Source organism: Pseudidiomarina halophila (assembly GCF_003987215.1).
Classification (GTDB): Bacteria; Pseudomonadota; Gammaproteobacteria; order Enterobacterales; family Alteromonadaceae; genus Pseudidiomarina; species Pseudidiomarina halophila.
The window spans coordinates 738,473-760,065 of sequence record NZ_PIPW01000001.1 but is presented as its reverse complement, the minus strand read 5'-3'; the positions used below and the strand labels follow the sequence as shown (position 1 = coordinate 760,065).

At 51.0% G+C, this 21,593-nt stretch carries 22 protein-coding genes and 1 tRNA gene; 14 read left to right on the top strand and 9 right to left on the bottom strand.

Annotated elements, in window-relative coordinates:
• Nucleotides 1–24 precede the first annotated feature (24 nt).
• The 6 genes from CWI69_RS03650 to CWI69_RS03625 all read left to right on the top strand — a co-directional run bounded on the left by CWI69_RS03650 (nt 25) and on the right by CWI69_RS03625 (nt 4,476).
• Nucleotides 25–564, top strand: a complete 540-nt coding sequence (locus CWI69_RS03650; RefSeq protein WP_157984233.1) for an RNA polymerase sigma factor — start codon at nt 25–27, stop codon at nt 562–564.
• Nucleotides 551–991, top strand: coding sequence for a zf-HC2 domain-containing protein (locus CWI69_RS03645; RefSeq protein ID WP_126761969.1), 441 nt, complete (start codon nt 551–553; stop codon nt 989–991). The genes CWI69_RS03650 and CWI69_RS03645 overlap by 14 nt, the downstream gene beginning before the upstream one ends.
• Nucleotides 988–1,353: a YbjQ family protein gene (locus tag CWI69_RS03640; RefSeq protein WP_126761968.1), complete on the top strand. Its 366-nt coding sequence runs from the start codon at nt 988–990 to the stop codon at nt 1,351–1,353. The genes CWI69_RS03645 and CWI69_RS03640 overlap by 4 nt, the downstream gene beginning before the upstream one ends.
• A gap of 118 nt (nt 1,354–1,471) precedes the next feature.
• Entirely contained in the window at nt 1,472–1,708 is a 237-nt protein-coding gene (locus tag CWI69_RS03635) for a hypothetical protein (RefSeq protein ID WP_126761966.1), read from the top strand.
• 79 nt (nt 1,709–1,787) lie between these two features.
• Nucleotides 1,788–3,110: a DUF2868 domain-containing protein gene (locus CWI69_RS03630; RefSeq protein ID WP_126761964.1), complete on the top strand. Its 1,323-nt coding sequence runs from the start codon at nt 1,788–1,790 to the stop codon at nt 3,108–3,110.
• The gene (locus CWI69_RS03625) at nt 3,097–4,476 is read left to right on the top strand and encodes a GTPase/DUF3482 domain-containing protein (RefSeq protein WP_198678876.1); all 1,380 of its coding nucleotides are present in this window, start codon (nt 3,097–3,099) and stop codon (nt 4,474–4,476) included. The genes CWI69_RS03630 and CWI69_RS03625 overlap by 14 nt, the downstream gene beginning before the upstream one ends.
• Before the next feature lie 18 nt (nt 4,477–4,494).
• Here CWI69_RS03625 and CWI69_RS03620 read toward each other — a convergent pair whose 3' ends face one another.
• From CWI69_RS03620 to CWI69_RS03605, 4 genes are all read right to left on the bottom strand, one after another.
• Nucleotides 4,495–6,246, bottom strand: a complete 1,752-nt coding sequence (locus CWI69_RS03620; protein ID WP_126761960.1) for a sensor domain-containing phosphodiesterase — start codon at nt 6,244–6,246, stop codon at nt 4,495–4,497.
• A 256-nt stretch (nt 6,247–6,502) separates the two neighbouring features.
• A tRNA-Pro gene (locus CWI69_RS03615) sits at nt 6,503–6,579 on the bottom strand.
• A 74-nt stretch (nt 6,580–6,653) separates the two neighbouring features.
• Nucleotides 6,654–8,258, bottom strand: a complete 1,605-nt coding sequence (locus CWI69_RS03610; RefSeq protein ID WP_126761958.1) for a DUF3413 domain-containing protein — start codon at nt 8,256–8,258, stop codon at nt 6,654–6,656.
• Nucleotides 8,259–8,301: 43 nt separating this feature from the next.
• Nucleotides 8,302–8,523: a YejL family protein gene (locus tag CWI69_RS03605; protein ID WP_126761956.1), complete on the bottom strand. Its 222-nt coding sequence runs from the start codon at nt 8,521–8,523 to the stop codon at nt 8,302–8,304.
• 24 nt (nt 8,524–8,547) lie between these two features.
• Here CWI69_RS03605 and yejK point away from each other — a divergent pair, with 24 nt between their 5' ends.
• Entirely contained in the window at nt 8,548–9,639 is a 1,092-nt protein-coding gene (gene yejK, locus CWI69_RS03600) for a nucleoid-associated protein YejK (RefSeq protein ID WP_241971020.1), read from the top strand.
• Between the two features lie 70 nt (nt 9,640–9,709).
• Here yejK and cspD read toward each other — a convergent pair whose 3' ends face one another.
• On the bottom strand, nt 9,710–9,919 hold the full coding sequence (gene cspD / locus CWI69_RS03595) for a cold shock domain-containing protein CspD (protein WP_126761954.1): 210 nt from the start codon (nt 9,917–9,919) through the stop codon (nt 9,710–9,712).
• 232 nt (nt 9,920–10,151) lie between these two features.
• Between cspD and clpS the strand changes: the two genes are divergently transcribed.
• Nucleotides 10,152–10,463 (top strand): ATP-dependent Clp protease adapter ClpS, encoded by a 312-nt coding sequence (clpS, locus tag CWI69_RS03590; protein ID WP_377094586.1) that lies wholly within the window; start codon nt 10,152–10,154, stop codon nt 10,461–10,463.
• 43 nt (nt 10,464–10,506) lie between these two features.
• Nucleotides 10,507–12,780 carry an ATP-dependent Clp protease ATP-binding subunit ClpA gene (clpA, locus tag CWI69_RS03585; protein WP_126761950.1) on the top strand — a complete coding sequence of 758 codons (2,274 nt, stop codon included), beginning with the start codon at nt 10,507–10,509 and terminating at the stop codon, nt 12,778–12,780.
• 15 nt (nt 12,781–12,795) lie between these two features.
• Here clpA and infA read toward each other — a convergent pair whose 3' ends face one another.
• The 4 genes from infA to ald form a co-directional block, all read right to left on the bottom strand.
• Entirely contained in the window at nt 12,796–13,014 is a 219-nt protein-coding gene (gene infA / locus CWI69_RS03580; protein ID WP_008489926.1) for a translation initiation factor IF-1, read from the bottom strand.
• Nucleotides 13,015–13,080: 66 nt separating this feature from the next.
• The gene (gene aat / locus CWI69_RS03575) at nt 13,081–13,806 is read right to left on the bottom strand and encodes a leucyl/phenylalanyl-tRNA--protein transferase (RefSeq protein WP_126761948.1); all 726 of its coding nucleotides are present in this window, start codon (nt 13,804–13,806) and stop codon (nt 13,081–13,083) included.
• A gap of 7 nt (nt 13,807–13,813) precedes the next feature.
• Nucleotides 13,814–14,773, bottom strand: a complete 960-nt coding sequence (gene trxB / locus CWI69_RS03570; protein ID WP_126761946.1) for a thioredoxin-disulfide reductase — start codon at nt 14,771–14,773, stop codon at nt 13,814–13,816.
• Nucleotides 14,774–14,918: 145 nt separating this feature from the next.
• Nucleotides 14,919–16,046 carry an alanine dehydrogenase gene (ald, locus tag CWI69_RS03565; protein WP_126761944.1) on the bottom strand — a complete coding sequence of 376 codons (1,128 nt, stop codon included), beginning with the start codon at nt 16,044–16,046 and terminating at the stop codon, nt 14,919–14,921.
• Nucleotides 16,047–16,190: 144 nt separating this feature from the next.
• On the opposite strand from ald, the gene lrp reads away from it, so the two are divergent.
• From lrp to crcB, 5 genes are all read left to right on the top strand, one after another.
• Nucleotides 16,191–16,682 carry a leucine-responsive transcriptional regulator Lrp gene (lrp, locus tag CWI69_RS03560; RefSeq protein ID WP_126761942.1) on the top strand — a complete coding sequence of 164 codons (492 nt, stop codon included), beginning with the start codon at nt 16,191–16,193 and terminating at the stop codon, nt 16,680–16,682.
• Between the two features lie 153 nt (nt 16,683–16,835).
• A complete protein-coding gene (locus CWI69_RS03555; protein ID WP_126761941.1) occupies nt 16,836–19,232 on the top strand; it encodes a DNA translocase FtsK in 2,397 nt (798 codons plus the stop codon).
• 9 nt (nt 19,233–19,241) lie between these two features.
• Entirely contained in the window at nt 19,242–19,868 is a 627-nt protein-coding gene (gene lolA / locus CWI69_RS03550; protein ID WP_126761932.1) for an outer membrane lipoprotein periplasmic chaperone LolA, read from the top strand.
• A gap of 8 nt (nt 19,869–19,876) precedes the next feature.
• A complete protein-coding gene (locus CWI69_RS03545; RefSeq protein WP_198678875.1) occupies nt 19,877–21,214 on the top strand; it encodes a replication-associated recombination protein A in 1,338 nt (445 codons plus the stop codon).
• A complete protein-coding gene (gene crcB, locus CWI69_RS03540) occupies nt 21,198–21,593 on the top strand; it encodes a fluoride efflux transporter CrcB (protein ID WP_241971019.1) in 396 nt (131 codons plus the stop codon). Before CWI69_RS03545 ends, crcB begins: the two co-directional genes overlap by 17 nt.

Below are 21,593 nucleotides of genomic sequence, written 5' to 3'. Positions count from 1 at the left end.
GGAACACGTAATCAGGTAGGGATCATGGCGGAGCTAGTGTCAAAGAAAAAAGCGCAACAAAGGGCCACCCGTTTACGGCGCGTTGCGCCGCATACCGCGGGCGCTCGGGTACTTGGCGAGCAGCTGTTACGCTGCCCGCAGAATGCTGCTGATGTTGTTCAGGACGCACTCGAAATTGCGTTAACCACTGCCAACTTTCCGGCGCCGGACAAAACGAAAGCCTGGTTTTTTCAGGTAGTGCGGAACAAGTGTATCGATCAGTTAAGGCAACAGCAGAAGTTTACCGACGACACGCCGTTAGCTGCACTGACGTTGCCGGAAGAGCATTTGCAAGCACCAGGCACGGCAACTACCCGATGTGTTTATCAGGCGCTGGCAGCATTGCCGTTTGAGCTTCGCGATTTAATCGTATTACGCGAATTAAACGACTGCAGCTATAAGGATATTGCGTTAATTGTGGGCATCCCTGAGGGCACTGTTATGTCGCGTTTGCATAAGGCCCGCCTGGCGTTACGTGATGAATTTAACAAGCGTAGTGGGGAGAATTTAAATGATCACCAATGACAATTCATGTGCAGTGTTTGAACCATTGATTAGCGGCGCACTGGACGGTGAACTAACCCAGCAGCAGCAACAGCATCTGCAACAGCATTTAAACCACTGTGACAGGTGTCGCCAAATCTTTGACGAACTGGCGGCGGTGCAAATTGAGCTGCAAAAAGGTCGTGCCATCAGTCACCCGTTACAATCCAGGGAAGTGACCAGTGGCGCGCGATTCTGGCCTTTATTCGGCTGGGCATTGCTGGCAGCCGGTGTGTTGCCGCTGATTGCTTACGCGATTTATCAGTTTATGCTTGATGAAACCTTGCCGCTTTGGGTGAAACTTGCGATCGTGAGCACCAGCGTCGGGTTATTGGTATTATTTGCTTATGTCGCCCGGCAACGCTACGTAATCGCGAAGAATGACAAATATAAAAAGGTACAGTTATGAAATCGATTCTTATTGTGACGACGGAAACCGTTCCAGGCAAAATCATCACCGAAACCTGCGGTATTGTGCGTGGTAATACCATTCGAGCCCGGCACATTGGTCGCGATATACTTGCGGCGTTTCGTAATATTGTTGGTGGCGAGATTAATGATTACACCAAGCTCATGGCAGAAAGCCGTGAGCAAGCGCTCGATCGAATGGTCGACGAAGCTCGTGCGCTGGGCGCTGACGCCATTGTCAGCAGCAGGTTTACCACTTCTTTACTGGCGCAAGGTGCTGCAGAGTTGCTGGTTTATGGAACAGCGGTAAAACTTACTGATGATTCCAGTGCCTCGAAACCCGGCGAGCAAAGTAGCTTATAAGCCAGGCTTTACTTAAAATTTACGGATAAATTTGTATTTTTTTTATTCACTGCTATTAAAGTAACGGGAGGTACAATAACCCGGTATCCCCGTTGTTTTTAGTGGAGTTAAGAAGAAAATGCGCAAGTTATTGATATTAGCAATTTTTGCGGCGGCATTTTACCAATACTTCTATGGTGGGTTCGGTGCGCACTTGATGCCCGATGTGGATTTAGGCCAGGTTGCAGGTGAATTAAAACGCAAAGCAACGGAAAAAGATCCCACCCAGCTTAAGTTGGAATGTCCTCACGGCCACTATGTTGCCGTCGACCCGCAACTACAGACAGCGAGCTGTCAGGCACGTACGCGATTGTAACAGAGCGTAAAAGCCCCTTTACCTGATTTGTTCGCTCCAGTATCTTAAACCTTCCGCCATTGCACAGGGAAGGACCTCCTTGGTTTTTTCGCGATTTGAACAATTTTGGTTGGCTGAATACCAACGTATGCATGATCAGGACGACTTGCCCAGGCAGTTGCAGGCGTTTGATGTGGGCGAGCTTGAATCCGATCAAAACGACCAGCAACAGCTGCTGACCCGCGCTGTTAAGATCGCTGAACGTCGCGGGGTCTCCTCACAACTGGCCGCGTGGCAGCGCAGCCGCAGGCTGTTAACAGTTATCGCTGCATTCATCGCAGTGGTGCTTGGCATTGTTGCGTCGCAAACTGTGCTGGCACAACCGCAACCGCTCTCCTTATTGTTTGCCCTGGTGCTGTTGTTGTTGCCTAATCTGGCCATGTTGTTGCTTTGGCTGCTGGTCACATTACGCGCGAACGAACCTCACGGTATTACTGCCATTGGCTTACATGTTATGCAGTGGCTGAATGGTAAGGCCGGGGCGAGCCATGGTTCCCCTGGTGAACGCCAGCAACTGGGCCAGGCCTGGTTGCAGCATGTGCAGCAACAGCGGTTGTTAGCACCACTGATGGCGATCGCTTCCCATGGATTCTGGCTGCTGATAAGTTTGAGCAGTTGGCTGACCTTATTACTTTATCTGAGTTTCAATGACTACCAGTTCCATTGGGCCACTACCATTCTGCAACAACCCCAATTGGCAGCCATTGCCCAAAGCTTAAATTTTCTTCCTGACTTAATACTGGGCATAACCGTGCCGATGCCGGGCGAAAGCGACTCCGCTGGCAATTTTGCCAATTTAGCCGGCCGCTGGCTGGCGGCCTGTGTGCTGATTTATGCGGTAGTGCCGCGTGCGCTGTTAGTGCTGGCAAGTCTGATTTGGTATCAGTTAAGGTTGCAACGCATGCATTTAGATTGCGCTGCCTCAGGGCATATCGCGGTGTTACAGGCGATACATAAGCAGAACCATCGGCCACAGGTCGTCGACGCGGATCAGGGCACCACCCATGAGACGGTCGTGATGAATTACGCTGATACCGGTGAAGGACGCATTAGCGCCAGTCTTGATTACGAGGCCAACGCGCGCTGGCTTGAGCAACCACCGGATCATTACTTTGGTGTGCTTGACAGCCATGCACAGAAAAAGGCTTTTCTGGCGGCGTTAGCCAAGCAAGCACGACGTCAGGTTGAACTTCGGATTGCCGCAAATTTAACCCCGGATCGCAGCAGTCTGCGTTTCCTGGCGCAAATTGCACCTTTTACCATGCAGCTGTCAGTACAGCTTATCGCCCTTGAAGGTGACACCTATCTGACCCAGTGGCAACGCTTGTTGAACCAACATGGAGTGCCCTATGTCACGCTCTGACGCCATTTTAGATATTGCCGTGGTAGGCCACACCAACGCCGGCAAAACTTCATTGCTACGGACTTTATTGCAAAGCCGTGAATTCGGCGAAGTCGATCAACGTCCCAGTACCACCCGCAGTGTGCTGGAGCAGGGGGTATGGCTGGGTTCAACTCAGGTTATGAGTTTCTTTGACACACCGGGACTGGAGTCAGGCTCGGATTTGTATGCAGAAATTGAAACCTACGGTGACCAGTTTCGCCACGATGGTCCGGCGCAGATCCGGCGCTTGCTGGAAAGCCCACAGGCCGAGACGCTGTATGCGCAAGAGGCCAAAGTATTACGGCAACTGTTACAGTCGGACGCCGCTTTTTACGTCATCGATTGCCGCGACCCGGTGTTACCGAAGTATCAGGATGAGTTACACGTACTGGCCCGCTGTGGCAAGCCGCTGTTGCCGGTACTGAACTTTACTGCGGCGCAGAATAATCGTCAGGCGGACTGGCAGGCTGCCTTAACCAAACTAAATCTGCACGTGGTGGTGGCTTTTGACACAGTGACGCCACCGGAAGGCGGAGAGAAACAATTGCTGCAAAGCCTGGCAGTGGTGTTGCCCGCGGCACAAAAGATATTGCAACAACTGATTGAGCAACGCCAGCGTGAACGTGAGGAACGTCGGCAACGAGCGTTGCTGGCCATTGCTGAGTTACTGACAGACGTGGCGGCAATGCGGCACAAAGTGCCCTTAGAGCTGCCAGAAGACGCTGTAAAACGTGAAATTCTGGCGTTGCAGGAACGGGTACGGCAGCGTGAGCACGCTGCGGTACAGGATCTACTGGCACGGTTTGCGTTTTTACCTGATGACGCAGTATTTGAGTTAGTTGATATTGGCTCCGGTCAATGGCATGACGATCTGTTTGCCAGTGACACGCTGAAGGTCTGGAGCAAAGATACCGGGTTTGGTGTAGGCGCTGGCGCGGCAGCAGGCGCTGGAATAGATTTAATGGTTGGCGGTATGAGTCTGGGCTTGGCCGCTGCGCTGGGCGCCGCGGCGGGTGGTTTGTATCAGAGTTGGCGCCATTTTGGCGAAAAACTCAGACAACGTATTCAGGGCGAGCGCGAACTTGGGGTGGATGCTGCCACTTTAGCTACAATTACCGGGCGTCAGCTTTATTTACTCGAGCAACTTAGTCAGCGTGGGCATGCCGCCACCGATGCGGTGACCGTAGCGCAAGAGCACCGCTTGTCACGCGACGCGTTCCGTACGATTGAGGAAATTCTGAGCCCGGTGCTACAGGATCAACCGGGTCTGGACAAAAACCAGATCACCCGGGATCTGGCCAGCTACCTGCATCAGTTAACTGTAACTGATAAAGCTAAGGGTTAATGGTTGAACCGCGCGTCACTAGCGACGCGCGTCCAACCAATGCTGAAAGTCCCGCTGCGGCAGTGGTTTAGCGAAGAAATAACCTTGGACCTCATCACAACCCAGCTGCTGCAGCATTTCATAGGCTGCTGCTGTCTCAACGCCTTCTGCGACAACCCGGTAGCCGAGATCATGGGTCATCGAGATCATTGATTTAACCAGCTTCTGGTTACGTTCTTCCTCTTCAAGCGCATCAATAAATGAGCGATCAATTTTGACGACTTGCGCCGGGATGTTTTGTAAATACGCAAGACTACTGTAACCGGTACCAAAGTCATCAATCGCCAGTGAAATGCCACTGGCGCCAAGACACTCGAGTTGCTGTCGGGCTGCCCGACTATTTTTCATCAGGCTGTTCTCGGTCAGCTCAAGTTCAATAGCAGAACGTGGCAATTTCGCACTTTCGAGGTAGCCCAGCAGCCGATCGCAGAAGCCTTTCTCATCGAGGTTCGCTGCCGCAATATTCACTGATACAGTCAGTTTTTTACCTTCCCGATGCCACTGCGCAGCCTGGTGGATGGCCTGACGTAGCACCCAGTCAGTCAGCTCTCTGACCAAAGGTGTCTTCTCAACCAAGGGCACGAACTCGGCCGGTGAAATCGCTCCCAGCTGATTATGGTCCCAGCGGATTAACGCCTCAACCCCGACACACTCACCGGAGACTGCATCGAGTCGGGGCTGGTACACCAGATACAACTGGTCATCCGCTTTAAGCGCCTCGGCAAAATGAGCAATAAGACCAAACCGCCGTTGATGGGATTGGTCCGATGCTTTGTTGTACCAGCCCACGGCTTCTTCTTTGCTACGCGCATCGCGAGAAGCACTGTGGGCAATACGCAAGATGTTCCCCGGTGGATTTACACCGAGTTTAAACGGGGCAACTCCAACCACCGGACGCAGCATAAACGGAGACGTGTCTTGCAAACGAATACTCAGCAGCGCTTGCTGCAACTCTTTCGCCTGTTTGAGTACAGCGTCGCGTGAGCCGGAGTCGATATAGGCAAATTGACCAGGGCCGATATGGTAAATACGGGTTTCATCGTTGAGCACTTCCTGCATTAATTGACTGCCAGCAATGGACAGATCTTCAAGGTAGGAGGGACCCATCACCCGCTGCAAAGTGCTGGCTTCACTAAGATCAACCAGCTCAGTACTGAGTGCGAAATAGGCCTTATCCGGGTAGTCGCGTGCCAAATCCTCAAGGTCCTCAACGAATTGCAGGTAATTCGGCAGCCCGGTACCTGAGTCCACCCGTCCGACAGCGTGACGCAATTCGATTTGCGCCATGACCATACTTGAAAGATCCTGCAAAGCAGCTAATTCCTGCTCCGTAACTTCGCGTGGCTCTGTGCCTAGTACACACATTGCACCCAGCGAGAAACCATCACGGGTAACCAGCGGTGCCCCCGCGTAGAAACGAATGCCGGACTCTGCCAGCACACTGTCCTTGTAATGATCCGAGGCCAACATATCGTTGATGATGACGACATCAGCGCAGTCTGCAACTTCACCGCAAGGCGCTTTTTCACGGGGAATTTCCCAGTGTTCAACGCCAACACGTGATTTAAACCACTGGCGATCCTGATCAGTCAGTGAAACTGCAGCAATGGGCAGCTCAAACAGTTGGCTGGCCATGCGAGTGATACGATCAAAGCTTTCACTCGGCAAGGTATCCAATAAGTCCAGTTTGCGTAAGCGGGCCAGACGTTCCTTTTCGTACTCAGTTGTCATTCTCTCTCCTTCAGATGACTACTACACATAAAGTATAGTCAATCATCCGTACGACGCTATTTCAATTGCGTCGCATCTTAAGGATTAGTTTGGATGATAAAAGCGATATAAAACGAATGATGCAATAGGGAATACCGATGAACTAAAGGCGTTGGCTTACTTTAGGAGGCTGGCGGCGGTTGCCAGAAGGGATATCCTGGAACTGATCGATAAAAAAGGGGTATAGGCATGCACCTATACCCCTTTCTGTATTTAGTGGTCGGCGTGAGAGGATTTGAACCTCCGACCCCTGACACCCCATGACAGTGCGCTACCAAGCTGCGCTACACGCCGACCGAGGCCGTTATATTACTGGTTTTTGGCAATTACTCAAGCTCTCCGATGCACAACCGGAGACGAACGCCTATTTATTCATCAGATTTGCGGCTGAAGCGCTGCAGGTGTTTTAATCCGTCAACCAACACCGGGGTCGCAGGCGACACATTAGGCCGCGGTTCGAAGGTTATGTTATCAAACGAGCGCATGCTGCCATTACTGTTAATAATAGAGGTAGTCTGCTGGTCGTAAATAACTAAATCACGGCCAAAACTGGTCATCACCGGAAACTCGCGGGCGTCGGGTTCAGCAATATTACGCCCTGTTGCGTAAGCGCGGACACCTTCCGAGCAGTGCATATAACCGTTGACAATAGTGGGCATGAGATCGGTCAGAATCACCACATCCTGAGGCTGAAAATTCAATCCCGGCGAATGGTAAAGTGGCACCTGCAGGCGGTGCATTGCGTAACCCTCAGCGTCATGGTCGAGTCCCTGATTAGGCGTCAACGCAGTAATCACCACCTGTTGTTCGGTTGCCAGCGCCTGCTTAATCTGTGCCACTAACTCGGCATCGACGTTGGCACTCAGCGCCACATCGATACGCGTCCGGTAGCCGCTGCTGTCGCTTTCTAGCAGAAAGTCAGGAACGGCAAATGCTGCACTATCACCCTGGATTTCAAAGCGCACCTGATAATCGCTTAACTGTCGCCAGTAGGCAGGAGGTTGTTCTGCTTTGATCACCGGTGGTGCGTAGATATCCGCCAAGCCGTAAAGCAGCTCAAAAATACCGGCCTGAGTACTAGTTTGGCCAAGTACCGGACTGGCATAGCTCTGCAACTCCGGTAGGCTCAGTTCCAGTTGCTGTTGCTGTGCTTTGGTCAAATGATTAAAGACCACGAACAGGGTATTGCGATCTTGTGGCAGGCGCGCACACATCAGCGGTCGGGGCGGGTAATTAAGTTCAATGCTTGAGGTTTCACGTAATAACTTATCGGTCGCCTGTAATCGTTCTTCAGTTAACCAGCCCTGTTTGCTCATCAGCGTACGGGCAGTAGTTGGATAGGACACCGGAAATAAGTCATCTTGCTTAGTAATGGGCGTGTAAAACACCGCATCAGCCCAAATATGGATACTGTGACTGGTTAAAAAGCAGAGCACAAAGACGGCGCTAAATGAGGCTCCCCAATGATGCGCGCGTAAGCGATCCAAACGTTTCCAGGCGAGATTTGCCAGCGCCAGTTCGAACACCAGCAACACTACAAACAATAACAGCATACTCAAAAGTAGCACAAAGCTGGCACCCGCAAAGGCTGCCTCAGCGTCTAATGCGAGTTGCGATAACGAGTAGGTGTTGAGGTGATAGCCGTACTGCCGGAAAAACAATGCATCGGCGACCAGTGCAATCAGGCCAAAGGACGCCACCAGTGTCGCGATACCGCGTAACACACGGGAGTACGGAATAATCAGGCAAAACGGAAAGATGAGCAGTATAAACAGAATAAAGGGCAAAAAGGCAAAGTGACCGAGCCAGCTGATAATCAGATAAACCCCACCGAGAAAAGTGGCTGGTGTCTCTGCTGCTTCGATGTACAGCGTACCAATAGCGAGAGCAATCAGGATATTGAAAAAGGTGAACCAATGGCCCCAACTGATCAGTCGAGCTATTTTATCGCGACGCTGTCTCCGTTGTATCATAGTTGCCCTAAGCGAGTAGCTTTAACGTTTAAGTTAAACCAGCTTATGCTGATTTCCCTAAAGATTGTAGCAGTACTTTACCAAATTGTTCAGCGACTTGCTGTGCTTGCTGAGGTGAGTAGTGTTCAGCAATGATATGGGTTACTGCATTACCCAGGGTCATCAGGGCAAGATCAACAGGAGTTTCTTCGTTTTGCAGCGTTTCCAGAACGTCATTAAGTAGTTTCTCTTGTTGCTCGACGGCATATTTTGAAACGATCGGCATCGAAAACTTTCCTCACATGTTAGAATGAGCGCAATCTTACCACAGGGATTGCAGAAGGACAGTAGTAGCACCATGCAAGCAGATGTTAAGCACAGCATTATTCACCAGTTTTACACCAACGACGGGCAAATCGGACTGCGTGTTGCACCCAGTACGCTCGCTATCAACGACGAAGTCGGTTTGTTGCTGGACGAGCTAACCGAGGTTTACCAGGCAAAGCCAAGCAAAGGCTATGCACGCTTTCTGACCGCCGAGGACGAGCAGGAAACCACTTTAAAGAGTGATTTCCCCGAGCTGTTGGCGCAATGGCGCAAGGATGAGCTGGAGTTTGTAGACTTCTCGCAACAGGCCGCCAAACTGCTGCATCAGCAGTTACAGCACTACGGTATTCTGGAACCAGGCTTCTTGCTGTTGGCCACCTATGCAGAGCGCGGTGAGGATTTTCTGGTGGTTGCATTCCTGCCAAGTCAGGACGGTGTCACTATTGCTCCCGACCTAAGCGTCGATCGCTCCTCACAACTGGCGATAAGTAAAGTTCAGCTGGCGGCATCGATTAACTTACGCGAGTGGCATGAAGAACCGGACTCAACTACTTATATCTCCTTTATCAAAGGTCGTGCCGGACGCAAAGTGTCCGATTTCTTTCTTGATTTCCTCGGCTGCGCCGAAGGTCTAAATCCGAAGAAGCAGTCGCAGCAGCTGGTCGATAGCGTTACCCGATATGCGCAGGAAGAGCAGCTGGAGGAAGAACAAGCGCGCCAATTACGTAAGTCGGTGTACGAGATCTGTGACAATCAGTGGCAGCAAGGCGAGCCAGTGCGGGTAAAAGACTTGTCCGAACAACTTAGTGAGTCACTGCCGCGCGAACGTAGTTTCGCTGATTTCAATCAGGCCCAACAGGAGCGTGCATTAGTTGATGAGTTTCCAACGGATCGTTCAACTATGCGCAAACTGGTGAAATTCCAGGGGCAGGGCGGTGGACTCAGTGTTTCCTTCGATCAGGACTTGTTAAGTGAACGGGTCGAGTACGATCCGCACAGCGATAAGCTTACCATTCACGGCACGCCGCCAAATCTCCGTGATCAGTTGCGACGTTACTTTGGTATAGATAGTTAATGGTATAGATAGTTAATAATAAAAAACGCCAGCGGTTGCTGGCGTTTTTGCAACGAAACGTTGCGTGATCTTACTTTTGCACGGGGGTGATATTCGTGGCATGAAGACCTTTAGGACCTTCTTCGAGTTGGAACTCGACATCTTGTCCTGCTTTTAAGGTACGATAACCTTCCATTTCAATTGTTGAATAGTGCGCGAAGATATCACCTTCACGGTCTTCTGCTTCAATGAATCCAAAACCTTTGGAATTATTGAACCATTTCACTTTACCGGTTGCCATACTTCTACTTCCTTTATTCTGCATTTACTATTTAGTTATTGTTAGAATAGCGCCAACAGCAGAGCCATTGAAAAAGCCAATTGTTAACGCCATGTTTTACTCTAGGTGAGTTCTGTACAGAGTCAAGTCGAAATTTGATTATTTAATGTACGACCAAGTCGTTAATTTCAGTTTCGGTGAGCGAAATTCCAATTTTGTGGCTATATATAGGTAAAGAAACGTTATGAGTAGTATGGACCAACATCAGCAGGGCGCAGTCCATGACCGTGAAAGCGAGAAGCAAAAACTGCAGCCACCGCCCATGTACAAGGTCATTCTCAATAACGATGACTACACCCCGATGGATTTTGTGATTGAGGTGCTCATCAAATTTTTTCGAATGGATGAGGAACGTGCAACCGACACGATGCTGACCATTCATTATAAAGGCCAAGCGGTATGCGGGGTCTATTCTGCAGAAGTCGCAGAGACCAAAGTAGTACAAGTGAACCAGTACGCACGTGAGCATCAGCATCCGTTGCTGTGCACCATGGAACAGGCATAAAGCCTGAATGCGTAGTCGTCTGGCGTAGTCGAGGAGTGCTTATATGCTAAATAAAGCGTTAGAAATTACTTTAAATGATGCCTTTCGCATCGCCCGTGACCGCCGTCATGAATTGATGACGGTCGAACATCTGTTATTGGCACTTCTTGATAACCCTGAAGCTTCAAAAGCCTTGCGCGCGTGCGGACTGGAATTTACCAAACTAAAGCAGGAACTGTTGTCTTACATCGATCGCAGTACGCCCTGTTTTGATACGGAATCCTCGGAAAGTGATACCCAGCCTACGTTAGGATTTCAACGCGTGTTGCAACGCGCGGTATTTCACGTGCAATCATCGGGAAACAGTGAAGTCACAGGGGCAAACGTATTGGTGGCGATTTTTAGTGAACAAGAATCCCACGCCGTATTCCTCTTGAATAAACACGATATCACCCGGCTTGATCTGGTGCACTTTCTGTCGCACGGACTCTCAAAAGTTGACGATCCGATCATTCGTCCGGATGTGGATGAGACAGAACAGCAAGAAGCTGCCGGAGAAGAGCAACAGAGTTACCTGAAACGTTTTTGCACCAATCTTAATGCACGGGCGCGTAGTGGACTTATTGATCCCCTTATTGGCCGTGACAGCGAACTTGAGCGCTGCGTGCAGGTGCTCTGCCGTCGCCGCAAGAATAATCCACTATTGGTGGGCGAGGCAGGCGTTGGTAAAACCGCAATCGCTGAAGGTTTAGCCTATCGCATTGTGCAGGGTGATGTGCCAGAGGTGATGAAAGACGCTACTTTGTATTCTCTGGATATGGGCGGCTTGTTGGCCGGTACCAAATACCGGGGCGATTTTGAAAAACGGTTCAAGCAGTTACTGAAAGAAGTTCAGGCCCATGAACATGCGATTTTATTTATCGATGAGATCCACACCATTGTCGGGGCGGGAGCCGCAAGTGGAGGGGTATTAGATGCCTCCAATCTGCTCAAGCCTTTGCTAAGTAGTGGTGAACTGAAATGTATCGGTTCTACCACCTACGGTGAGTACAAAAACATTTTCGAAAAGGATCGGGCGCTGGTACGGCGTTTCCAGAAAATTGATGTGGTTGAGCCGTCTGTAGACGACACCACTAAAATCCTGATGGGTTTGAAAGAACGCTACGAAGAGCATCACGGTATTCGTTACACGCAGAATGCGATTCGTGCTGCGGCAGAGCTGTCGGCACGTTACATAAATGAACGTCACCTGCCGGACAAAGCTATTGATGTCATTGATGAAGCTGGAGCAAGCCAACGCCTGGTCACACCATCACGACGCAAAAAAACCGTTGGGGTAGGCGATATTGAACAGATTATTGCCAAAATTGCCCGAATTCCTGAGCAGAGCGTTTCCCGTTCTGATCAGCAACTGCTGAAACAGCTGGATCGTAATCTGAAACTTGTGGTTTTCGGTCAGGATCAGGCCATTGACCAGCTTACGTCAGCGATTCGCCTGTCCCGTTCAGGCCTGAGCGAAGAGCATAAACCTATAGGTTCATTCTTATTTGCCGGGCCAACGGGCGTAGGTAAAACGGAAATTACCCAGCAACTGGCGAAAGCTCTGGGCATTGAATTCCAACGTTTTGACATGTCGGAATACATGGAACGTCATGCCGTCAGTCGGCTGATTGGTGCGCCGCCAGGCTACGTTGGTTTTGATCAGGGCGGCTTGTTAACGGAAGCGGTGATCAAGCACCCACACTCAGTAGTGCTGCTGGATGAGATCGAAAAAGCGCACAGTGATATCTATAACATCTTATTGCAGGTGATGGATCACGGTACCTTAACGGACAATAACGGTCGCAAAGCAGACTTCCGCAATGTGATTCTGGTGATGACCACCAATGCTGGTGTGCAGGAAACAGTGCGTCAGTCCATTGGTTTCAAGCAACAGGATCATGCGCCCGATGCGATGCTGGAAATCAACCGCACCTTCAGTCCGGAGTTTCGCAATCGCCTGGATGCTGTGGTTTGGTTCAATCACCTTTCCACAGAAGTTATTACTCAGGTGGTCGATAAGTTCGTGACCGAATTGCAGGCGCAGCTTGACCGTAAACAAGTCAGTCTGGAGCTGGACGATGCATCCTATGCCTGGTTGGCAGCAAAAGGCTATGACAAAGCGATGGGTGCGCGGCCAATGGCGCGGGTGATTCAGGAGTACCTGAAGAAACCGTTAGCGAACGAAATCCTGTTTGGCAAACTTACCAACGGTGGCAATGTTCGCGTTAGCGTCGTCAATGATGCGCTGAAATTGAAGGTAAGCGAGCGTGAAGCCCGTGGTTCAACCACGGGCTAACGGCGGCGGCGATAATTAACGCGCGCGGAAGACAATGCGACCTTTGGTCAGGTCGTAGGGCGTCAATTGCACGGTGACGGTATCACCGGTCAAAATACGGATGTAGTGCTTGCGCATCTTCCCGGAAATATGCGCCGTCACCACATGACCGTTTTCCAATTCAACGCGGAACATGGTGTTCGGCAGGGTATCCAGAACCGTGCCTTGCATTTCAATACTGTCTTCTTTTGCCATTCAAATCCTCGATTTCTCAGTTAAAAGCAAATGCTCTAGAAAAAGTGGTCAGAATTCTAGCTGTTTTCAGCGACAATTACCACTTGATTTATGTGGCAATGGCCGCGCCTGCCAAAATTCTGCCGTTAAAGCCGGAGTTGTACGCAAACTTAAACGCAATTGATGGAGAAATTGTTGGCGCGGGATTTCCCGCATTCCAAGGCGTTTAAGATGCGGATTTTCAACCTGAGCATCGATAAGTTGTCCACCAGCAGCGAAAAAATGCTCGGCAAATACCAGCAATGCGAGCTTTGACGCATTACTTCGTTGATGGAACATGCTTTCGCCGCAGAACAGGTTGCCAACGGCGACGCCGTACATGCCACCGACCAGCTCATCCTGCGCCCAAACTTCAACAGAATGAGCATGTCCCAGGCGATGAAGCTCAATAAATGCCTGCTGCAGTGCCGGAGTGATCCAGGTTCCTTCAGGACCTGCCTCATGAGCGCGCGCACAAGCGCTAATCACCTGGGTGAAGTCGTAGTTCAGAGTTACGTTAAAGTCTGTACGTTGCCGAAAGCGCAGCATACTGCGACTTTGATGCAAGCTCTGCGGGCTAAAGACAGCACGTGGGTCGGGGCTCCACCATAAGGGTGGCGTGTCATCGGCAAACCAGGGGAAAATGCCGTTACGGTAGGCGTTTATCAGGCGATCGGGGTGCAGGTCACCACCGATCGCCAGTAAACCATTAGGATCGCGTAACGCCAGTTCCGGACGTGGAAAACTAAAATCATCCGCCGCTAAGCGAAACATCTGCTGATCAGGCTTTAGTCAGGGCGTCGAGATAGCGTTCTGCGTCAAGTGCCGCCATGCAGCCGGTGCCTGCCGAGGTGATCGCCTGACGGTAGACATGATCCATGACGTCACCGGCAGCGAATACGCCGGGTACACTGGTCGCTGTCGCATTCCCGGTGAGACCTGAGCGGACTACGATATAGCCGTCATGCATTTCTAACTGACCGTCAAAAATACCAGTATTAGGCTGATGCCCGATGGCAATAAAGCAACCCATAACCTCCAGCTCTGACAAGCTGCCGTCCTCGGTATCCTGAATCCGCACACCGGTTACACCGCTGTCATCGCCTAAAACTTCATCGAGCGTCTTGTTCAGATGCAGAGTGACATTGCCGTTTGCCGCTTTATCCATCAACCGGTCGACCAGAATTTTCTCAGCGCGGAATTGCTCGCGACGGTGGATCACATGCACTTCGCTGGCAATATTGGCCAGATAAAGCGCTTCTTCAACCGCAGTATTACCACCACCAACGACACATACCTTCTGGTTCCGGTAAAAGAAACCATCGCAGGTCGCGCAGGCAGATACGCCTTTACCCATGAAGGCTTCTTCAGAGTCCAGACCAAGGTACTTCGCCGATGCTCCGGTAGAGATGACCACCGCGTCTGCGGTAAATTCATGGCTATCACCATAGAGACGGAACGGTTTGCTGCTGAAGTCGACTTTGTTGATATGGTCAAAGACGATTTCGGTATTAAATTTTTCCGCGTGTTGCTGCATGCGCACCATGAGATCGGGGCCGGTTAGTCCTTCAGCATCGCCCGGCCAGTTTTCGACGTCGGTGGTGGTGGTTAACTGACCACCTTGCTGCATTCCCGTTACCATCACCGGATCAAGGTTAGCGCGCGCAGCGTATACGGCTGCGGTATAGCCGGCGGGGCCTGAGCCCAGAATAAGAAGGCGGCAATGTTTGGCGTCTGCCATAATCGATGTACTCCGTTATTATTTAATTTGTTTGTGACATGCTTATATACATAGGGGACGATTGTATGGATTACAACGGCCACAAACAAGAGACCCGCAAACATTGTGCGGGTCTCTGACTGTAACCATTTTCTACCAGAAGGACTTAGCCACGAATGGCGTCAGACGGATCCTGATACTCAAGGCCGAGTTTCTCACCCAGATCGTCATGAACTGCTTTATAGGTGATCTTACCTTTGTGCATGTTCAGACCATTGCGCAGGTGCTCGTTGTTCTCCATTGCAGCAAGACCATGGTTTGCAAGTGCTATACCAAAAGGTAGGGTGGCATTGTTCAACGCGATAGTTGAAGTGCGGGCCACACCACCTGGCATGTTTGCCACACAGTAATGAACAATGTCGTCAACGATGTAGGTTGGTTCCTGATGCGTGGTCGCTTTAGAAGTTTCAAAGCAGCCACCCTGGTCGATGGCAACATCGACAACAACTGAGCCTGGCTTCATGTTTTTCAGGTGTTCACGAGTCAGCAATTTAGGTGCTGCGGCACCTGGAATAAGGACTGCACCAACAACCAGATCAGCCTGGCGTGAGAAATGATCGATCGCATCAACAGTGGAGTAAATTGTTTTAACCCGACCGGCAAAGATATCATCCAACTGGCGTAAACGCGGTAAAGAACGATCAAGGATGGTCACTTCTGCGCCCATGCCAACGGCCATTTTGGCAGCCTGAGTACCGACAACACCACCACCGATCACCAGAACTTTACCCGGCTCAACGCCAGGTACGCCGCCTAATAAGACGCCGCTGCCGCCATTAACCTTTTCCAGATTGTGCGCACCGGCCTGAATTGACATACGGCCAGCCACTTCACTCATCGGTGCCAACAACGGTAAACCACCGTTGCGGTCAGTAACGGTTTCGTAAGCAATCGCTGTTACGCCAGATTTTGCTAATAATTCGGTTTGCGTTGGATCTGGTGCTAAGTGCAAATAGGTGTACAGGATCTGGCCTTCACGCAACTGCATACATTCATTTGGCTGCGGTTCCTTTACCTTGATAATCATATCCGCTTTGGCAAAGATCTCAGCAGGGTCAGCGACGATAGTGGCTCCTGCAAGCTCGTAGTCTTCATTAAGAAAACCAATTGCCGCACCACCGTTATTTTCCACCATAACCTCATGGCCATGGGCAACATATTCACGTACAGCTGCTGGAGTAAGGCCGATACGATATTCGTGGTTTTTAATCTCTTTAGGTACACCAATTAACATGGATTGCTTCCCATTCAGGTTGTCGGTTAAACATAAGGATTTACGGCGGCAATTATAGGCGAACTACCGGGTTTGTTTCGTACTTTTTTTGCTATAGTTTTCCGTCTATAATGAACCTAAATAAACAAATGATAGTGAAAAACAATGTTTAATGCTGAAGAACCCGTTGAAATAACTATTGACAGAATAGACCGGAAAATTCTAAGGCTGTTGCAGCAGGAAGGCCGTCTCAGTAACGTCGCAATCGCCCGGCGGGTGGGGCTTAGCCCAACGGCATGCAGCGAACGGATACGGAAGCTGGAGAAGGAGGGGGTGATTGAAGGCTATCATGCGCGCATTAACCCGGCAAAGCTGGGCGCCAACCTGATGGTGTTTGTTGAAATCACCCTGACGCGGACCTCGTCAGACGCATTCGCGGAATTTGGTGAAGCGGTGCAACGAACGCCGGAAATTCTGGAATGCCATTTGGTTGCCGGAGATTTCGATTTTTTGATTAAAGCCCGGGTGCCGGATATGCCGTCTTACCGCAAGCTCCTGGGGGAAACCTTGTTGATGATGCCAGGTGTAAATGAATCGCGCACCTATGTGGTTATGGAAGAAGTGAAAAACGATAATAAAGTTCTGATAAAAGGTTAGCAAAGTCAGCGTAAAACAGCTGAATCTCTCGCGCTGACAAGCTACACTAGTGAAACTAAGCAAAAACAGCATGTATTAAAATAAAAACAGACGCTAACAGGGAACAACGATGATCAGCATGGCAGTGGTGCAACAACGACCGCAGGTTACGTCATGAGCGGTGCTCAGCGCGTACTCGAAGTCGGGCTCATCTTGTGTGGGGCCTTTGCGATTTTTCTTTTTCTCGCTTTGGTGAGTTTTAATCCCGCCGATCCGAGCTGGTCGCAAACAGGTTATCAGGGAGCCATTGAAAATGCGGCAGGAGCCATTGGCGCCTGGTTTGCCGATGCCTTGCTATTCTCTTTTGGTTTCGTGGCTTATGCGATTCCTTTTGGCCTGGCGGGGCTTGGCTATGTGATGTTCCGGCAGCCCCACAAACTGATTGAACTCGATTATCTGGCCCTGGGTCTGCGCCTGATTGGTCTTATTCTGACTCTGGTTGGCGCCTCGGCGCTGGCATCACTGAACTTCTCTGAACTGTATTCGTTTTCTGCCGGTGGGGTCGTTGGCGATGTCATTAGCAGTTCCTTACTGCCTTATTTCAATCTGATTGGCACCACCTTATTGTTATTGACCTTCTTATGCACCGGTTTGACCCTGGTCACCGGTATCTCCTGGGTATGGCTGGCGGATAAACTGGGAGAATGGGCAATTCAGGCGACTCTATGGTTGTTTGAACGCAGTAAAGCGCTGATTAAACGCCTGCGTACGGCAAATGACGAGCCACGGGAGCGTAAGAAAAAGCGCCGTAAAGTGAAGCCGTTACCGACCGCAGATGATGATGCCGCGGACGATATTTTTGAACGTCGTGAGCCTGATTTGGATTTAGATATTACCCTGACCACCGCAGAAGAAGAGAACGAGCCCGATCTCGGCTTGTTTGGCGCGGCAGAGAAGAAATCGATGAAGATTGCCCGTGCGGATGCTAAACCCAGAGCACAGGTCGAAGCGGAAGATGAGGCAGCGGATGAAGCGGATGACGACGATTATCCAGTCACTGATGTTCAGGGTCCCATTGATCCCTTACCTTCAATTGCCTTGCTCGACAAACCGGCAAAAACGGGTAATCCACTGACACCAGAGGAACTGGAACAAATAAGCCAGACCGTCGAAGCCGTGTTGCAGGATTTTGGTGTCGAAGTGAAGGTGGCAAACGTGCAGCCGGGCCCGGTGATTACGCGTTTTGAACTTGACCTCGCGCCGGGCGTGAAGGTGTCAAAGATCTCAAATCTTGATAAGGATATTGCCCGCTCGCTATCGGCAATTTCAGTGCGGGTCGTGGAAGTTATTCCAGGCAAATCCTACGTTGGTCTGGAGTTACCAAATAAGAGCCGTGAAACGGTGTTCTTCAGCGACGTAATCAGCTGCGATGCATTTCAACAAGCCGCCTCACCGTTAACCATGGTGCTGGGCAAAGGCATTGCCGGGCAGCCAGTGATTGTAGATCTGGCCAAAATGCCGCATCTGCTGGTCGCCGGAACCACAGGTTCAGGTAAATCCGTTGGCGTTAACGTCATGATTCTGAGCCTGCTGTACAAGAGCACGCCAGAAGAAGTGCGCTTGATCATGATTGATCCGAAGATGCTGGAGCTCTCGGTGTATGAGGGGATCCCGCATTTGCTGACGGAAGTGGTCACCGACATGAAAGATGCAGCCAATGCCTTGCGCTGGTGCGTCGGCGAGATGGAACGTCGCTATAAACTCATGTCGGCGCTTGGTGTGCGTAATCTGAAAGGCTACAACGTGAAAGTCGAAGAGGCTGCAGCAAAAGGTGAACCACTGCGCGACCCGTTGTGGAAACCCGGCGATTCAATGGACGAAATGCCGCCGCTACTCGAAAGCCTGCCAAGTATTGTGGTCGTTATTGATGAATTTGCTGACATGATGATGATCGTCGGCAAGAAAGTCGAAGAACTCATTGCGCGTATTGCTCAGAAAGCGCGGGCGGCCGGTATCCATTTGATTCTGGCAACCCAGCGGCCCTCAGTGGACGTAATTACCGGCTTAATCAAAGCCAACATTCCGACCCGTATCGCTTTCCAGGTGCAATCAAAAATCGACTCACGAACCATCCTCGATCAGCCTGGCGCTGACCAGTTGCTGGGGCAGGGTGATATGCTTTACTTGCCGCCAGGTAGTGGCGTTCCGACGCGGGTTCACGGGGCCTTTATTGACGACCATGAAGTGCACGCCGTCGTGGCCGACTGGAAGCGCCGTGGTAAACCAAATTACCTGGAAGAAATTTTGAGTGGTGACCAAAGTGACGATGCCTTGTTACCCGGAGAAAGTGCGGGCGATGACGACGGCGAAAGCGATCCCTTGTACGATGAAGCCGTTGCCTTTATCACTGAAACCCAGCGCGTTTCGGTGTCCAGTGTGCAGCGGAAATTCAGAATTGGTTACAATCGCGCCGCACGTATTGTTGAACAAATGGAAGCTAGCGGTGTCGTTAGTAGTGCAGCTAGTAACGGCCAACGCGATGTTCTCGCGCCACGCCCACCACGCGATTAAGGAAAAACTATGAAGCTTCTCATGAGTACTACCCTGGCGATGACCGCATTGTTGTTCTCGGGCGCAAGCTGGGCCAGTGATGCCCGCGCTGAATTGCAGGAACGCCTGGCGCCAGTCAGTACCTTGCAAGCTGACTTCGTGCAGCAGGTGGTTGACGCCCAGGGCGAGTTAGTGCAAGAGCTGCAGGGTCGTTTAGCTATGGCGCGGCCCAATAAATTCTTCTGGCAAAGTGATGCACCCGATGAGTTAGTGCTGGTCGCTGATGGTTCCACCATTTACTACTATGACCCCTTTGTCGAACAGGTTACGTTAAACCATCAGCAGAATTCAGCAAGCCAGAGTCCCTTTTTGTTGCTGTTAGATGGTGACGCCACGGCATGGGCTGATTATCAGGTGACAGCAGCAGGCACCAGCTATCAGCTCGAGCCCGTGGACGGTGCTGAAGCTCAGCAAAGCCTGCAATTAAACTTTGCCGATGATGTGCTGAGCGAAGTGATTCTTGATGACGGGCAAAATCAACTTACCCGCATTGCGCTCAGTAATGTGCAACTTAATGCCGCGCTACCACCCAGCACCTTTCAGTTTGAAATGCCTGCAGGCGTAGCGATCGATGATCAACGAGGCGACAACGACTAAGGTGGCTGGTGAACAACCAAAGTTTTGATTTTGCGCCAGATTTTCGCCCGTTGGCGGCGCGGATGCGGCCACTTAAACTCGACGACTATGCTGGGCAAAGCCACTTACTGGGGCCCGGCAAGCCCCTGCGTGATGCAATTCAGCAGGGGCAGTTACACTCCATGGTACTCTGGGGACCGCCAGGTACCGGCAAAACTACACTTGCTGAAATTATTGCGCAAACCGGTGCTGCTTCCCTTGAACGTTTAAGTGCGGTCACTTCCGGCGTCAAAGAAATTCGTCAGGCCATCGTCAAGGCAAAAGACAATCAACAGCAGGGCGTACGCACCTTACTTTTCGTTGATGAAGTTCACCGTTTTAATAAAAGCCAGCAAGATGCTTTTCTGCCTCATATTGAAGATGGCACCATTATTTTTGTGGGGGCGACCACAGAGAATCCGGCGTTTGAGTTAAATGGCGCGTTATTATCAAGGGCCCGGGTCTATCGGCTGAAATCACTCACCACTGATGAACTCGCGGGGCTGCTTGAACAGGCTTTGACCGATCAGGAACGCGGACTCGGCAAGCGCCAACTGCAACTTACCAGCGCGGCAAAAGACTACTTACTTGATGTGGCGGGGGGTGATGCCCGGCGCTTATTGAATTATCTCGAGATCTGCTCAGATTCGGTGAGTGACGGCGCGACCATTGAACGCACACTGGTGGTGGAAGCTATTGGCGGACGCCAGGCCGGTTTCGATAAGCAAGGTGATGTTTATTACGATTTGCTCTCGGCGTTGCATAAGTCCGTTCGCGGCTCGTCTGCAGACGGTGCGCTGTATTGGTACGCACGGATCCTGCAAGGCGGTGGCGATCCTTTGATCGCTGCCCGGCGGTTGTTAGCGATCGCCTCAGAAGATATAGGCACTGCTGATCCCCGCGCTCTACAACTGGCGTTGAATGCCTGGGATACCTTCCATCGAGTCGGCCCTGCTGAAGGTGAGCGGGCGATTGCCGAGGCTTTGGTTTACTGTGCGTTGGCGCCGAAAAGTAATGCTTTATACCGTGCCTTTAACGCAGCTAAGAAGCTCGCTGCGGATTATCCTGATGCACCGGTACCCAATCACCTGCGCAATGCGCCTACCAAGGTTCACAAGCAAGAAGGTTTTGGTGCCGGGTATCGTTACGCCCATGACTTCCCGCAGGCGATCGTGCCGGGCGAGCGTTATTTACCCAGCGTTATCGGCGAGCCGGATCTGTATCAGCCAAGTGATCGTGGCTTAGAGAAGCAGTTGCGGGCAAAACTCGAATGGTTGCAGCAAAATGACCAGGCCAGCGACTGGAAGCGGGATGATGATGCTGACTAACTGGCTTTATATTGCGCTAGGTGGAGCGCTGGGTGCGTTGGCCCGTTATGGCGTGACAGTTGGAAGCCTGGCTTTGTTCGGCAAGTCATTCCCTTTCGGCACACTTATCGTTAACATAGTAGGCTCTTTTTTACTGGCAATTTTGTTCCTGGGGCAGCAGCAAGGGGCGGTGACCTCATCGACCTGGTTGTTTCTTGGGGTTGGGGTGCTCGGCGCCTTCACCACCTTCTCGGCGTTTTCACTTGATGTCGTGTTAATGCTACAGGCTGGAGCAACTCTGAAAGCCTTGGCCTACGCCAGTTTAAATTTTGTCTGTTGTATCGCTGCAGTGCTGATTGCGCTGGGGCTTAAAACTTATTTTTTATCGATTTGGAATTAG